The organism is Pseudomonas sp. PDM16 (assembly GCF_014851865.1).
Taxonomy (GTDB): Bacteria; Pseudomonadota; Gammaproteobacteria; order Pseudomonadales; family Pseudomonadaceae; genus Aquipseudomonas.
Genome location: NZ_JACVAM010000002.1, coordinates 189,737 through 203,410, shown reverse-complemented (window position 1 = coordinate 203,410; position 13,674 = coordinate 189,737). Strand labels below are relative to the sequence as shown.

The following is a 13,674-nucleotide window of genomic DNA, read 5'->3' as shown; positions in this document are numbered from 1 at the left end:
GCCCACCATAACAAGAGAGGATTCCGCCATGCTCCGTCCACCGTTCCTGCCGCTCCTGGCCCTCCCCCTGCTGCTCGCCAGCGTCGCAAGCCAGGCCGCTACCGCCTACGTATCCAACGAGAAGGACAACAACCTCAGCGTCATCGACCTGGATACCCTGAAGGTCACCGGAACCATCGAGGTCGGCAAGCGCCCACGTGGCCTGGCCCTGTCACACGAAAACACGCTGCTGTACATCTGCGCCAGCGACTCGGACACGGTGCAGGTGATGGACCTGGCCACGCGCAAGATCATCAAGGAGCTGCCCTCCGGAGCCGACCCCGAGCAGTTCGCCCTGCACCCGAACGACCAGTGGCTGTACATCTCCAACGAGGACGATGCGCTGGTGACGGTGGTCGACGTCAAGGCCGACAAGGTACTGGCGCAGATCGATGTGGGCGTAGAGCCCGAGGGCATGGCGGTGAGCCCCGACGGCAAGTGGGCGATCAACACCAGTGAAACCACCAACATGCTGCACTGGATCGACACCACCACCCAGACCCTGGTGGACAACACCCTGGTTGACCAGCGCCCACGGCATGTCGAGTTCAGCAAAGACGGCTCGCGCCTGTGGGCCAGCTCGGAAATCGGCGGAACGGTCACGGTGATCGACACCGCCAACCGCCAGCCGCTCAAGGTGCTCACCTTCAAGATCAAGGGCGTGCACCCGGACAAGGTACAACCGGTCGGTATCAAGCTCAGTAGCGACGGCAAGTACGCCTTCGTCGCACTCGGCCCGGCCAACCATATCGCCGTGGTCGACGCCAAGACCTTCGAGGTGCTGGACTACCTGCTGGTCGGCCGGCGTGTCTGGCACATGGCTTTCAGCCCGGACGAGAAACTCCTGCTGAGCACCAACGGGGTCAGCGGCGACGTCTCGGTAATCGACCTCGACTCGCTCAAGGTGACCAAGTCGATCAAGGTCGGTCGCTATCCCTGGGGCGTGGTGGTGACTCCGTGAGCCGCCTGCTCGCTCGGGACCTGAGTTTCCGCTACGGCGCCCGCCAGGCGCTGGACGGCGTGGCTTTCAGCCTGGAGCCCGGTCGTTTCACCGCACTGCTGGGACCCAATGGCGCCGGCAAATCGACCCTGGTCGCCCTGCTCACCCGCCTCTACGACCTGCAGGCGGGCGAGATTCTGGTCGACGGCCATAGCCTGCGGCGCGCCCCGCGCGAGGTACTGCGCCGCCTCGGCGTGGTGTTCCAGCAGAGCACCCTGGACCTCGACCTCTCGGTGGAGCAGAACCTGCGCTACCACGCCGCCCTGCACGGCATGGCACGCGCCGAGGCAAGCCGGCGCATCGACGAGGAACTGGCCCGCCAGCAGCTCGGCGAACGCCGCCACGAGCGTGTACGCGCCCTCAATGGCGGGCATCGGCGGCGGGTGGAGATCGCCCGCGCCCTGCTTCACCGCCCGCGCCTGCTGCTGCTCGATGAGGCCAGCGCCGGCCTCGATCCGGCGGCGCGCCTGGCGCTCAACACTCATGTGCGCCAGCTGTGCCGCGAGCAGGACCTCAGCGTGCTGTGGACCACCCACCTGCTGGACGAGGTGCAGGGCGACGACGACCTGCTGATCCTCGACCGCGGCCGCTTAATCGCCTGCGGGAATGCCGCGGCGATCGGCACCGATCACGGCGGCGACCTTTCCGCGGCCTTCCATCACCTGACCAGCCACGAGGTCGCCGCATGATCGCCTATTGGGAATGCCTGCGCGGTGTGCTGCTGCGCGAATGGCTGCGCTTCGCCCAACAGCGCACCCGCCTGCTCAGTGCGCTGGTACGACCGCTGCTGTGGCTGCTGGTATTCGCTGCCGGATTCCGCGCCGCCCTGGGCATCGCCATCATTGCGCCCTACGACACCTACATCACCTACGAAACCTACATCGTTCCCGGCCTGGCCTGCATGATCCTGCTGTTCAACGGCATGCAGGGCTCGCTGTCGATGGTCTACGACCGCGAGATGGGCAGCATGCGCGTGCTGCTCACCAGCCCGCTGCCGCGCGGTTTTCTGCTGCTGGCCAAGCTGCTGGCGACCTCGCTGATCTCCTTGCTGCAGGTCTATGCCTTTCTCGCCGTGGCCTGGTTCTATGGGGTGCAGCCACCGGCCTGGGGCCTGCTCGCCGCGCTGCCGGCGCTGCTGCTGGTAGCGCTGCTGCTGGCCGCCCTGGGCCTGCTGCTGTCCAACGGCATCCGCCAGTTGGAGAACTTCGCCGGGGTGATGAACTTCGTCATCTTCCCGCTGTTTTTCCTGTCCTCCGCGCTCTACCCGCTGTGGAAGATGCGCGAGGCCAGCGAATGGCTGTACTGGTTGTGCGCCATCAATCCATTCAGCCACGCCGTGGAGCTGGTGCGCTTCGCCCTCTACGAGCGATTCAATCCGCTGGCCGGCGCCATCTGCCTCGGCCTGACCCTGCTGTTCGCCGTACTCGCGGTGATCAGCTTCAACCCGCAGCATGCCGCCCTGCGCCGCTCGGCAGGATAAACAGCCGACCCGCCGGTCAGCCGGCTACTACTTTGGTATTGGTTTTCTTCACCATCGTAGGATTCCCAAAGGTCGGAGACTTGCCTGTAATAGGGATGAAGGAGTCGCCCCGATGTCGCGCATGCTCTCGCTGCCGTACCTGCTGCTGGCGCTGTTCACAGCCTCCGCCGTCGCCGAAGAACCTCTGCCCCTCTTCAGCGCCGACGGATACCGCCAGACGCACTATCGCAGCCCGACGCCCGAGCGCATCGAGGGCGCGCGGACCGTGACCACCGCCGAGCTGCAGACGCTGCTGGCGAGCGAGCCACGACCGGTACTGATCGACGTGTATCGCCGGCAGTACCTGTTCGGTCGCTTCATCGCCGACGAGGCCCACCACAATCTGCCCGGCAGCCTGTGGCTGGCCAACACCGGTGACGGCACGCTGAGCGTGCCCTGGCGCGACTACTTCGCGGCGCAGCTGCATCGCGCCAGCCACGGCCACAGGGACTGGCCGCTGGTGTTCTACTGCCGCTCGGACTGCTGGCTGGGCTGGAACGCCACTCGCCGCGCCCAGGCGCTGGGTTATACCCGGCTGTACTGGTACCGCGACGGCACCGACGCCTGGCAACAGGCCGGCCTGCCGCTGGAGCCAGCGGAGCCGGTCGCGTTACCCTAGAAACAATGCGTGCCCTGATAACGACAAGAAGAAATGAGGTGAATGGCCGTGTACAAGATACTCATCGCCGATGACCATCCGCTATTTCGCGAGGCCATCCACAACGTCATCTCCGACGGCTTCCCCGGCAGTGCCGTGATGGAGACCGCCGACCTCGACAGCACCCTGGAGCTGACCCAGGACCACGACGATCTGGACCTGATCCTGCTCGACCTGAACATGCCCGGCATGCACGGCCTCAACGGCCTGATCAACCTGCGCAACGAGGCGCCGACGGTACCGGTGGTGATCGTCTCCGCCGAGCAGGACAAGCAGATCGTGCTGCAGGCCATCACCTATGGCGCCGTGGGATTCATCACCAAGTCCAGCCCTCGCGCGCAGATGACCGACGCCATCGAGCAGATCCTCAACGGCAACGTCTACCTGCCCTCCGATATCATCCGCACGCAGAAGAACCCTTCGCGACGCAGCCACGAGGAGCCGAGCATCCCGCCGGAACTGCTGCAGGCACTCACCCGCAAGCAACTGCTGGTGCTGGAGCGGATGACCAAGGGCGAGTCGAACAAGCAGATCGCCTACAACCTCGACATCGCCGAAACCACGGTCAAGGCGCACGTCTCGGCGATCCTGCGCAAGCTGAACGTGCACAACCGGGTCCAGGCCATCCTCTCGGCCAGCGACATCGACTTCAGCTCGTACCTGCGCCGCTGATGCTGCGCGTCGCCCTACTTACGGCGCTGGCCATGCTGGCCTTCGCCGGCAACTCGCTGCTGTGCCGCGTCGCCCTGCGCGACAGCGATCTCGACCCGGCCAGCTTCACCGCCATCCGCCTGCTCTCCGGTGCATTGGTGCTCGCCTTGCTGGTCATGCTGCGTCGCCAGGGGCCTATCCGAGGTGACTGGCGCTCGGCCATGGCCTTGTTCGGCTACGCAGCCGGCTTCTCCTTCGCCTACGTCGAGCTGGATGCCGGGAGCGGCGCGCTGATCCTGTTCGGCGCGGTGCAGGCCAGCATGATCGGCTACGGCTGGCTCAGGGGAGAGCGGCTTCGCCCGCTGCAGCTGTTCGGCCTGGTCTGCGCCCTTGGCGGCCTGCTGTTCCTGCTGCTGCCCGGTGCCAGCGCACCATCTCCGCAGGCCGCCGGCCTGATGGTGCTGGCCGGCGTGGCCTGGGCCTTCTACTCACTACTCGGACGCGGCAATGCCGACCCGCTGGCCGCCACCGCTGGCAATTTCCTGCGCAGCCTGCCAGCCCTGCTGCCGCTCGCCGCGCTGTACCTGGAGCACCTGCGCTGGGATGGCCTCGGCGCCATCTACGCCGTGCTCTCCGGCGCGCTGGCCTCGGGCATCGGCTACGCGATCTGGTACACCGCCCTGCCCCACCTGAAGGCGATCCAGGCGGCCAGCGTACAGCTCAGCGTACCGATCATCGCCGCCCTGTTCGGCGCTCTGCTGCTGGGTGAAGCACTCAGCCTGCGGCTGGTGATCGCGTCGTTGGCCGTACTGGGCGGTATCGCGCTGATCCTGCTGGCCAAGGCCCGGCAGGCCTGAGCAGCACTCAGGATGCCGGCACTTTGGTAACATCCCGGCCCTGATCTAACTCTGGCATGGAGCCACCTATGCGTTTAGTCGTCGCATGTCTGTCCGCAGCACTTCTCACCGGCTGCAGCATCAAGCAGTCCGTCACCCCCGCCAGCATCCATAAACCCGCCAGCCGGGAAATCTGCATGATCCCTGCACTGGGGCTGCGCGAAGGCTTCCACGCTACCTACAAGGGCCTGCTCGAGCAGAAGGGTTTCAGCGTTCGCGAACTCAGGCCCGGCTCCAAACCTTCGCAGTGCCCGCTGACCACGGCCTACGTCGGCAACTGGACCTGGGATCTGGCGCTGTACATGGTCTACGCCGACATCAAGGTGTACCAGTACGGCCATCAGGTCGGCCAAGCCACCTATGACGCCAAGTGGGGCGGCGGCCGGCCGGACAAGTTCATCGATGCGGAAAGCAAGATCACCGAGCTGGCGAACCAGCTTTTCCCCAATGGCGCCCCCGAGCCCGAGGCCAAGGTCGAACCGGTCTCTACCTCGCACAACACCAGGCTCGAAAAGGAGCGCCAGTTGCAGGAGCTGATGAACGACAACAGCCTGGGCTACGAGGAATACATGCGCCGACGCCAGGCCATCGAAGCCGAGTGAGGCCTATCCCCGCCCCTGCAGCAGATGGCTCAGGGTGGTCTTCAGCTTCATCGGTTTGACCGGCTTGTGCAGCAGCGTATGGCCGAGCTCGCGCAGACTCTGCTTGAGCTCGTTGCTGTAGTTGGCAGTGACCATCAGCGCCGGTAGCGGCTCGGCGCGACGTGCGTTGATCGCGGTCACCGCCTGCACGCCATCACGATCATCGTCGAGGTGGTAGTCGGCGATCAGCACGTCGGCCTCGGCGTGGTAGTTGTCGACCTGGCGTGCGAGATCATCCTCGGACAACGCGGTGATCACCTGACAGCCCCAGGCCTCCAGCAGCGTGCGCATGCCGGCGCAGATGGCCGCGTCGTTATCCAGTACCCAGATGCGCGCGCCATGCAGGCGCTCCACTTCCATCGACAGCGGCTGTACAGGCGCCCGCAACACGCTGCTGCGGCGGGTCAACGGCACCTCGATGGCGAACATCGAACCGCGCCCCAGCTGGGAGGTCACGCGCAGGCGGTGACCAAGCATGCGCACGATCTTGTCGACGATGGCCAGGCCTAGCCCCAGACCACGATCCTGGTGCGGGCGCTGGCTGTCGCCACGCTTGAACTCCTGGAATATCTCGCTCAGCTTGTCCTCGGCGACGCCCATGCCGGTGTCCCACACCTCGATGGACAGCACGTTGCCGCGACGCCGGCAGCCGAGCAGGATGCGCCCACGCTCGGTGTAGCGAATAGCGTTGGTCAGCAGGTTGCGCAGGATGCGTGCGAGCAGCTGGATATCGCTGCGCACCCAGGCGGTACTGGCCAGGTAGCGCAACTCCAGCGACTCGCCGTCGGCCTGCTGGCGGAACTCGACGGCGAGGTTGTCCAGCAGGTCGGCGACGGCGAAGCTGGACAGGTCCGGGCGGATCACGCCGGCGTCCAGCTTGGAAATATCCACCAGAGTACCGAGCAGGTGCTCCACGTCCTCCAGCGAGTTGCTGACGTTGCGGATCAGCCCGCCCTCGCCCGGCGGCGCTTTTTCCAGCAATGCGCTGGTAAACAGTCGCGCGGCATTGAGCGGCTGCAGCAGGTCATGACTGACCGCGGCGAGGAACTTGGTCTTCGAAAGGTTGGCCACCTCGGCCTCGCGCTTGGCCTCGCGCAGGCGCGCTTCGGCCTGGGCATGCTCATCGATCTCGCGGCGCAGCTGGCTGTTCACCGTAGTCAACTCGGCGGTGCGCTCGCGCACGCGCTGCTCCAGGTTCTGGTAGGCCTGGTGCAACGCCTCGGCGGTGCGCCGCTGCTCGGTCACGTCGCGGATCAGCACGAAAATGCCGACCACCTCGCCACTCGCCACCCGGTTCGGCACGTAGGAGCGCAGCATGTAGCGCTGCTGGCCGCCAAAATTGGTCTCGGCCATCTCGAAGGTCACGCTCTCCCCAGACAGCGCCCGCTCGACGTAGGCCTCCAGCCGCCGCCAGTGATCCTCGCTGTGCACGTCGCGCAGGCTCTGGCCGAGCATCCCCTCGCGCGGCCAGTGGTACCACTCCTCGTAGACCTTGTTGGTGAATTCGTACACCAGATCGGCGTTGAGGTAGGCGATCAGCGCCGGCACATGGTCCGTGATCAGGCGCACCCAGCGCTCACGCTCGCTGAGCATCTGCGCATGCAGGAAGCGCTCGGTGATGTCGGTGAAGGTGTTGACGAAGCCGCCGGTGGGCAACGGGTGGGTGCGCACTTCCAGCATGCGTCCATCGAACAGACGCTGTTCGCACTCGTGCAATGGCGCCCCGGACTCGTCACGGCTGTCGGGGGTGAGCAGGCGCAGCTCGCTGTCGGCCATCACCTCGGCGAAGGGCCGGTGCGCCTCGATCGGTGCCAGGCCGCAGAGCTCGAGGAAGCGGTGGTTCCACAGCTCCAGGCTGCCCTCGGCGTTGACCATCGCCACGCCCTGGGACAGGTTGTCCACCGCCCGCTGCAGCAGCCGCGACTTCTGTGCCAGAGCCTGCTCGCGGCGCTGGGTCTCGCTCTGCTTGAGTTCGGTGATGTCGGTGTAGAGGATCACCAGCCCGCCTTCGCGAGTGGGCCGCTCGCTGACCTGTACCCAACGACCGTTCATCAACCGGTAGATGGTGTGGCCCTCGCCGCGACCGCGCTGTTCCTCGACGATCAGCCCCGTGCTGGCCGCCAGGCGCTTGATCTCGGACAACCGCGTACCGCTGCAGATGCGCGCACGGGTCCGCGCCCAGAACTCGCGGAAGCGGCTGTTGAACAGGACGATGCGCTGCTCCTTGTCGAACAGCACGAACGCATCGGAAATGCTCTCGATGGCGTCGATCAGGTGCTGGTGCGCGGTCTCGGCGCGCTGGCGGGCCTCACGCAGCAGCTGGTTGCTCGACTTCAGTTCGGTCATCGCCTGGTTCAGCGCGTCAGTGCGTTCACGCACCTGCTCGGCGAGGATCACCGAATGCTGAAACGCCGCGTAGCCATCCGAGCGCAGCGAATGGCCGGACTCGACCCGCTCGATCAGCGCCGCGTTGATCTTCTGCAGCCTCCCGTTCTGCGCCTCCAGTTCGGCGACACGGGCGCGCAGTTCAGCGCAGTCCGGATTCTGGGCGACCAATGGCGACACCGGTGAAGGTCTGGTTGATGTGCATGCCATTGAACTGCTCCCCGTAGGTGTTGAAGCCGATCACCCGCTGTTCGCGCAGGTATTCGGAGACTTCGGCCATGCCACTGCCATCGGAGACCTCCAGACGACGCAGCACGCAATCGCAGCCGATAGTGAGCAGCGGTGCCCCGAGACGCGCGTGCAGGCGCTCGAACTGCTGTCGCAGGTTCGGCAGCAACGGGCCGGGGGTCATGGAGGTAAGGACGATGCCAGTCTCCACCGCGCAGTAGAAGGTCAGGCTGCCATCCGGGTTGACCTGCTGGATGGAGCGGACGTAGTACTGGTCCTTGATCCGCACCGCCAGCGGGTGGGCGGCGAACAGACGCATATCGAGCGCCGCGGGTGCCACACCGATCAACCTGGCGTATTCCTCTGCCGCTGGCGCGGCGTTGAGCTCCAGCACCCGCCGCGACTCGGAATCGGCGGCGGTCACCACCAGCTTTTCAGCGCGCGGTTCGACGTGGTGGGTGGTGAACACCTCGAAGTCCAGCCAGGTGTTGAACAGCAGCACCACGGCCGCACCGCTGTGGAATTCGCCGTCGTGGTAGACGTGGGTACAGGTCAGGTGATTGTCGTCGCCGGCCGAGCCACCGAAGTGCGGGATCTGGCCGAGAGCGGCGCTGAGCGCAGCCAGCACTACCTCCTCACGGCTGGACAGTCCGTCCAGCAGGGTCAGGGCGAAACTGTGGTCCTTGATCGGCGCCATGGCGTTGCTGCGGCAGTCGCCCACCAGTTGCTCGACCAGTTGCTGGGCGTCAATCAGGTTGAAGCGATCCATCTGGTCGATCAGCACGCTGGCGATGGAGAAGCTGCGGTGATCGAAGCCAATGGCGCTGACACAGCGCTGACCGTAACCCTGCGGCGTGATCTCGCCTGCCGTGGTGCAGCCGACCACGCGGATACCACCGAAATACTCGTGCAAGGCCGGCCCCAGGCTGGCCAGATCGTATTCGGCCGAGCAGAAGAACAGCACGAAGCCCAGGTTGGGGTGCATCAGCTGGCGTGCCAGCTCCTGAGCCACGGTCTCGCTCTCGCGGGCGTGTGACACGGCCGTGACCACGGCCTCGGGTTCCTCATGTCGCATGCCCTACCTCACATCGCACTCCAGCTGTGCGGTCATTCTAGGAGGGGGCGGATTGCCCGCCCCATGCTACTTGGGTAGTGAACGGCCTCGTTCTAAAGTAGCGACCTCCGGCCTCAGCCCGGCAGCGGCCAGAACAGCAGCACCAGCACCAGCATGCCGGCGTAGAAGCCGATCTCCAGCGTCTCGCTCAATGGCTGTATCCGGCGAATGGCACCGTACACGTGCACCAGAACCATCAGCACGGCCACCGCAGCCAGAATCTCGTAGACCGTGGTGATGGCCTCGCCGGTGAGTGCCGCCCGGAGCATCAGCCCCTCGACGATCAGGATGAAGGCACCGAGGCAGCGACCGAAATAGATCGCCAGGTGCGTGTGCGTCGGAATGGTCCAGCCCATCAGGCGAGACCAGAAAAGTGGCACCAGGAAGATCGGCAAGGCGAACACCAGGCTGGTCCCCAGGCACAACCAGAGCAGGAAGCTCTGGCTATGAGCGCTCCATATCCCAAGCATGAAGAATCCCTCTATAAAAAAGAGAGAGCCGGAGCTCTCTCGAAGAATGGAGTATCACAGTTGCTGCAAGCGCCGTTACTTACCAGCTCAGTACCGCACCCACGGCGAAGGTATCGGTGTCTTCGTTCAGGCCACTGCCCTCGGCCGCATCGATCTCGTACTGGTTGTACTCGGCAACCAGCTTGAGGTTGTCGTTGATGGTGCGGAAATAGGCAATGCCGCGGGTCTCGTAATCGGCGGCCACACCTAGGCCGTTGCCGTCATCCTCGGTCTTGCCATAGGACAGGGCGAAGCGGTTCTTGCCAAAGGTGTAGGAACCCTGCAGCAGGTAGCCGTCGCTGTCGATGTCACGCAGGGTCGGCTCACCCAGGTTGTTGGTGAAGAACGGGTTGATGCCCTTGGCCTGGAAGCCGGATGCAGTCAGCGAGAGACCACCCATCTTGGCCTGCACGCCATAGCCGAGGCCCTTGGAGGTCACGTCGTCGACGCTGTCGTCGGTGTTCTCGGAAGTCTGGTAGGCGCCGTTGAGCCAGGTATAGATGGTCGAGCCGCCCATATCGAACTGATAACTGACCTCGGATTCGTAGCGCGGCTGGTCCTGATAGGCCTTGCCCACGGCGCTGTCGTCATTGGTATCGACCGGGTCCATGATACCGACCGCGAAGCGCAGCCCCTCGGCCAGGTTGTTGTTGCGATAGGTGATCTGCGAGGTCGGGAATGGATACGGGTAGCCGGTACCAATGTTGCCGAAGGAAACGCCGTTGCCATCCACCAGACCGAGAGTGTCGCTGACGTTGCCGTAGCCGGCCAGCAGCTCGTCGAGGAAGATGTTGGAGCGCGAGAACAGACCGAAGTCCTTACCGACCAGCACCTCGCCCCACTCGGGATTGGCCACGGTGCCATAGAACTGGCGAACGTCGATGGCGGTGTCGGTACCGTTGGTCTCACTGTCGTTGATGGTGACCCAGAACGAGGACCGACCACCCAGTTTGAGATCGTCCATCTGCTTGCCGAAGTTGAAACCGATCCAGTTGGGCAGGAAGCCCATCTTCACTCGAGACTGGCGACGGTCGAACTGCTCGCCATCGCGGTCGACGTCGCTGTTGACGTAGAAGGCATTGATATAGCCATCGGTAGAGAAGGTGGTGTCGTCCTTGTCGTACAGCACGATCTCGGCGGCGGCCTGCTGGGCAATGCCCAGGGCGACTGCGGCGCCCAGCGCCAGGGGTAGGAATCGACGGGTATTGTTCTTGTTCATCTCGCTCTCCGCTGTGTTGGGACGACTGTCGGCAGTCGTTGCGGGGCGATTATCGAAAGGCCACGGGGCAGCCCCCAGCCTGCGATGGCAGCGGTTGAATGGTGCTTTGGCGGGGTATGGCAGGAGCGGCAAGGAAGGTGTAGATCGGTGCCTGCCGGCGAAGCAAGGCTTAGGTCTTACTACCGTCAGACGAGCCAGCCACCAAAGTCGCGAGCCAGGCGCGCTTTGCACACAAAGAGGGACAGAATGGGGCCGGGAACACGGGACACGTTCCCGGTCGTGGTACGGGCTTGGAGATGTCTCAGCTGACGCGAGCCGGCCTGGAGGTCAGCACAAGACGCTCGCGGCGGACGTCCCGCAGGGCGTCGAAGGCCTGGAGCAGAGCCTTCGGTGTCAGGGCGCCGATAGCATCGAGGATATGGTCCGGCAGATACTCGCGCCCAGCCAGCCGGCCGTGCCACAGCCACTCGCCCAGCGCCTGCGGTTCTCGCAGCTGACCCCGCAGGCGAGCCACCAGAAGGTCGCCGCCCGAGGAGACTTCATCCGGCGAGCATTCGACCAGCCCCGCGCGCTGGGCATCGAGAAAAGCATCGACATGCCGCTGTAGCTCATGGGCGTCGGCGCAGGGAGACTGGATGGCGAACAGTAGTCCTGCATGCCCGAGTACCTGACGGAAACCACTGAACAGCCCGTAGCCAAGCTGCAGTTCTTCACGCATGCGGCGATGAAACGCGGCCTGCAGCCACTGGCCCAGCCAGCGCCAGGCGGCCTCGGCCTCGGCCTCCAGGGTCTGCTCGGGTTGGGGACAGAACAGCAGCAGAGCCGAGTCGCCGCCCGCCGCCCCTACACAGTCCACGGCACGCCACTCGGTGGTGTGGCGTAGCCCGGGCTGTTGCGCGATGCCCGGCAGAAGCAGCAACTCGGCAGCCAGTTTCCCGGCGAGCTCTTCAGGGCCCACCAGCAGGCCGTGCCAGCAACTCTCCCGCCAATCCATGCCCGTTTGCGAGACTGAAGATGCCTCGCTCGCCCCGACCAGTGCCCGGGGTAGCATCTGCAGCAAACGGCGAATGGGCATTTGCGCCTGCTCGCGTTGAACCGCCTGCTGCCACAGGCGCCGGCCGAGTTCGAGATCATCCTCCCCCGCCTGCGCGAGCTCCTGCCGCACCGCCCGCACAAGCGCCGGCAAGAGCGCTACCGGTCCGTCACATGACAACTGCCAGGTGCCGGCGCCGCCGCTGCTCTGCAGCGCAACACCCAGCCGCTCCGCTGCGGCTCGAACGCCCTTCAGGCGCCGCTCGTGCGCCAGGCCGAGCATGGGCGCCAGCAACGTGGGCCAGCGCCACTCCAGGAACAACGCTCCACGATCACCGGGCAACGGATGAACGGCCAGCGCTTGGGGCGAGGCCGCTGGGGGGAATTCCCCGGCATCCAGAAGTGGGTTGAGCAGGGAAGCGAAGTGGATCGGTAGCCTCTCCACGGCCGGTAATTCGGCCGCCGCCAAGGCCAGCGGAAAGCCACAGACCGTCGAAATAGCCGGCGCCAGCTCGGCGCTAGCGCGTACGCTGATCAGGCTGCCCTCACCACACTGTTCGAGCATCACCGTCAGGCTGCGCACGGCAGCATCGCCGGGCAACGGTATCGCTTCACCCCCGGCACTGCGCTCCAGCCAGAAGCGCGCCAGCTCAAGCGGCGCCAAGGCGTTCAACCTCCAAGGGAGCTCCAGGTGCTGCATCGCCAGCTCTTCCGGCCAGGGCGCGCAGGCGCCAAATTTCGCGAGCCAGTCCAGCAACGCCTGGCGAATCCGTGCACAGGCCTGGTCATCATCCTGCGCAAGCTCGACGTCGAGAGCGAGCACCGCCTGACCGAGATGGGAATACGCCGGACGCATGTACCAGCCATCGATCAGGCCAGCATCTCGTAGCTGTTGCTGAAGGCTACCCGGCAGATCGCTGGCCAGTTGCTCCTGCAACCAGCACAGCGCCCACCTGCAGCCCTGGGCTCTCCCCTGCAGCACCAGTCCCAACCACAGACGAGGATCGGCGGACGCCTGCCCGAGATGCCAATGCCGGGCGCGCAGCGGCAGAAGACTACCATCAGCCTCGGGAGCCGCCTTTGCCCCTCTGCCGAGGAAAGTGGCCAGACGCTCACCCAGCACCAGAAGCTCGTCCTTGGACTGTGGTCCGACCAGCATCAGGCGGCAGTTCTGCGCACAATAGAAACGCCGATGAAACTGAGCCAGGGCAGTGCGGAAATCTTCCCGCTGCGGCGCTAGGGTCGCGCCGTTGCCTGCCACGAAAGCATGGCAGGGATGCCCTGGAGCCAGTGCATCCAGCAGGGCACAAAGCCCCTGCTGGAGCGGATCGGCACTGCGGGCCAGGTACTCGGCTTCAAGCACCCGGAGCTCGGACACCTGGTCGGCAGCAGCCAACCGCGGACGGGCAAGCATGTCGAGCATTCGTAAGCCGGCTTCCTCCAACAGCTCTGCCGCTACCTCGCAGTGGAACTCGGTGAGGCGAGCCCCGGTGCTGGCATTGACGCGCCCCCCGCGGCGCTGGACGAAGGGTAGCAGCCGCTGTTCAGCCGGGTAGTCCTCTCCCCCGAGGAACAGCAGATGCTCCAGAAAGTGCGCGAGCCCCGGCCAGGCAACTGGTTCATCGTGGCTGCCGGCAGCCACTTCGACGACCAGGCACGCACGGCTCTCGTTCGGGCGATGCAGGACGGCAATCTGGCATCCACCGGGAACAGTACGTTGGAAGGGCACTGGCGTGCGCGGCGACAGGTCTGGGGCGGTCATGAGGGCCGAGAATGGCAATGG

Annotated in this window: 12 protein-coding genes; 7 read left to right on the top strand and 5 right to left on the bottom strand. The window is 65.2% G+C overall.

All coding sequences use genetic code 11. The features are described from left to right. Nucleotides 1-28: 28 nt before the first annotated feature. The 7 genes from IB234_RS07385 (at nucleotide 29) to IB234_RS07355 (ending at nucleotide 5,365) form a co-directional block, all read left to right on the top strand. Complete coding sequence (locus IB234_RS07385; RefSeq protein WP_192316026.1) at nucleotides 29-1,000, top strand: YVTN family beta-propeller repeat protein; 972 nt, start codon at nucleotides 29-31, stop codon at nucleotides 998-1,000. Beyond that, nucleotides 997-1,728, top strand: a complete 732-nt coding sequence (locus IB234_RS07380) for an ABC transporter ATP-binding protein (RefSeq protein WP_192316023.1) — start codon at nucleotides 997-999, stop codon at nucleotides 1,726-1,728. The genes IB234_RS07385 and IB234_RS07380 overlap by 4 nt, the downstream gene beginning before the upstream one ends. Continuing rightward, on the top strand, nucleotides 1,725-2,519 hold the full coding sequence (locus IB234_RS07375; RefSeq protein ID WP_192316021.1) for an ABC transporter permease: 795 nt from the start codon (nucleotides 1,725-1,727) through the stop codon (nucleotides 2,517-2,519). Before IB234_RS07380 ends, IB234_RS07375 begins: the two co-directional genes overlap by 4 nt. Nucleotides 2,520-2,640: 121 nt before the next feature. Continuing rightward, on the top strand, nucleotides 2,641-3,177 hold the full coding sequence (locus tag IB234_RS07370; protein WP_412547911.1) for a PQQ-dependent catabolism-associated CXXCW motif protein: 537 nt from the start codon (nucleotides 2,641-2,643) through the stop codon (nucleotides 3,175-3,177). A gap of 48 nt (nucleotides 3,178-3,225) precedes the next feature. After that, complete coding sequence (locus tag IB234_RS07365) at nucleotides 3,226-3,888, top strand: response regulator (RefSeq protein ID WP_192316017.1); 663 nt, start codon at nucleotides 3,226-3,228, stop codon at nucleotides 3,886-3,888. Further along, complete coding sequence (locus IB234_RS07360) at nucleotides 3,888-4,724, top strand: DMT family transporter (RefSeq protein WP_412547906.1); 837 nt, start codon at nucleotides 3,888-3,890, stop codon at nucleotides 4,722-4,724. Before IB234_RS07365 ends, IB234_RS07360 begins: the two co-directional genes overlap by 1 nt. Before the next feature lie 68 nt (nucleotides 4,725-4,792). Then, on the top strand, nucleotides 4,793-5,365 hold the full coding sequence (locus IB234_RS07355) for an Sbal_3080 family lipoprotein (RefSeq protein WP_192316015.1): 573 nt from the start codon (nucleotides 4,793-4,795) through the stop codon (nucleotides 5,363-5,365). 3 nt (nucleotides 5,366-5,368) lie between these two features. Here IB234_RS07355 and nahK read toward each other — a convergent pair whose 3' ends face one another. The 5 genes from nahK to pqqF form a co-directional block, all read right to left on the bottom strand. Further along, a complete protein-coding gene (nahK, locus tag IB234_RS07350; protein ID WP_192316013.1) occupies nucleotides 5,369-7,999 on the bottom strand; it encodes a hybrid sensor histidine kinase/response regulator NahK/ErcS' in 2,631 nt (876 codons plus the stop codon). After that, the gene (gene nosP / locus IB234_RS07345; RefSeq protein WP_192316011.1) at nucleotides 7,932-9,092 is read right to left on the bottom strand and encodes a nitric oxide-sensing protein NosP; all 1,161 of its coding nucleotides are present in this window, start codon (nucleotides 9,090-9,092) and stop codon (nucleotides 7,932-7,934) included. The genes nahK and nosP overlap by 68 nt, the downstream gene beginning before the upstream one ends. 113 nt (nucleotides 9,093-9,205) lie before the next feature. Next, nucleotides 9,206-9,601, bottom strand: a complete 396-nt coding sequence (locus tag IB234_RS07340) for a hypothetical protein (protein ID WP_192316009.1) — start codon at nucleotides 9,599-9,601, stop codon at nucleotides 9,206-9,208. A 79-nt stretch (nucleotides 9,602-9,680) separates the two neighbouring features. After that, a complete protein-coding gene (locus tag IB234_RS07335; RefSeq protein ID WP_192316007.1) occupies nucleotides 9,681-10,859 on the bottom strand; it encodes a porin in 1,179 nt (392 codons plus the stop codon). Nucleotides 10,860-11,160: 301 nt separating this feature from the next. Next, nucleotides 11,161-13,653, bottom strand: a complete 2,493-nt coding sequence (gene pqqF / locus IB234_RS07330) for a pyrroloquinoline quinone biosynthesis protein PqqF (RefSeq protein ID WP_192316004.1) — start codon at nucleotides 13,651-13,653, stop codon at nucleotides 11,161-11,163. Nucleotides 13,654-13,674: the final 21 nt, after the last annotated feature.

What these genes read in the sequence shown, in the direction of transcription:
- IB234_RS07385 (WP_192316026.1), top strand. Translation starts at nt 29, where the DNA reads ATGCTCCGTCCACCGTTCCTGCCGCTCCTGGCCCTCCCCCTGCTGCTC.
- IB234_RS07375 (WP_192316021.1), top strand. Translation starts at nt 1,725, where the DNA reads ATGATCGCCTATTGGGAATGCCTGCGCGGTGTGCTGCTGCGCGAATGG.
- IB234_RS07370 (WP_412547911.1), top strand. Translation starts at nt 2,641, where the DNA reads ATGCTCTCGCTGCCGTACCTGCTGCTGGCGCTGTTCACAGCCTCCGCC.
- IB234_RS07360 (WP_412547906.1), top strand. Translation starts at nt 3,888, where the DNA reads ATGCTGCGCGTCGCCCTACTTACGGCGCTGGCCATGCTGGCCTTCGCC.
- IB234_RS07355 (WP_192316015.1), top strand. Translation starts at nt 4,793, where the DNA reads ATGCGTTTAGTCGTCGCATGTCTGTCCGCAGCACTTCTCACCGGCTGC.
- nahK (WP_192316013.1), bottom strand. Translation starts at nt 7,999, where the DNA reads ATGGCATGCACATCAACCAGACCTTCACCGGTGTCGCCATTGGTCGCC.
- nosP (WP_192316011.1), bottom strand. Translation starts at nt 9,092, where the DNA reads ATGCGACATGAGGAACCCGAGGCCGTGGTCACGGCCGTGTCACACGCC.
- IB234_RS07340 (WP_192316009.1), bottom strand. Translation starts at nt 9,601, where the DNA reads ATGCTTGGGATATGGAGCGCTCATAGCCAGAGCTTCCTGCTCTGGTTG.
- IB234_RS07335 (WP_192316007.1), bottom strand. Translation starts at nt 10,859, where the DNA reads ATGAACAAGAACAATACCCGTCGATTCCTACCCCTGGCGCTGGGCGCC.
- pqqF (WP_192316004.1), bottom strand. Translation starts at nt 13,653, where the DNA reads ATGACCGCCCCAGACCTGTCGCCGCGCACGCCAGTGCCCTTCCAACGT.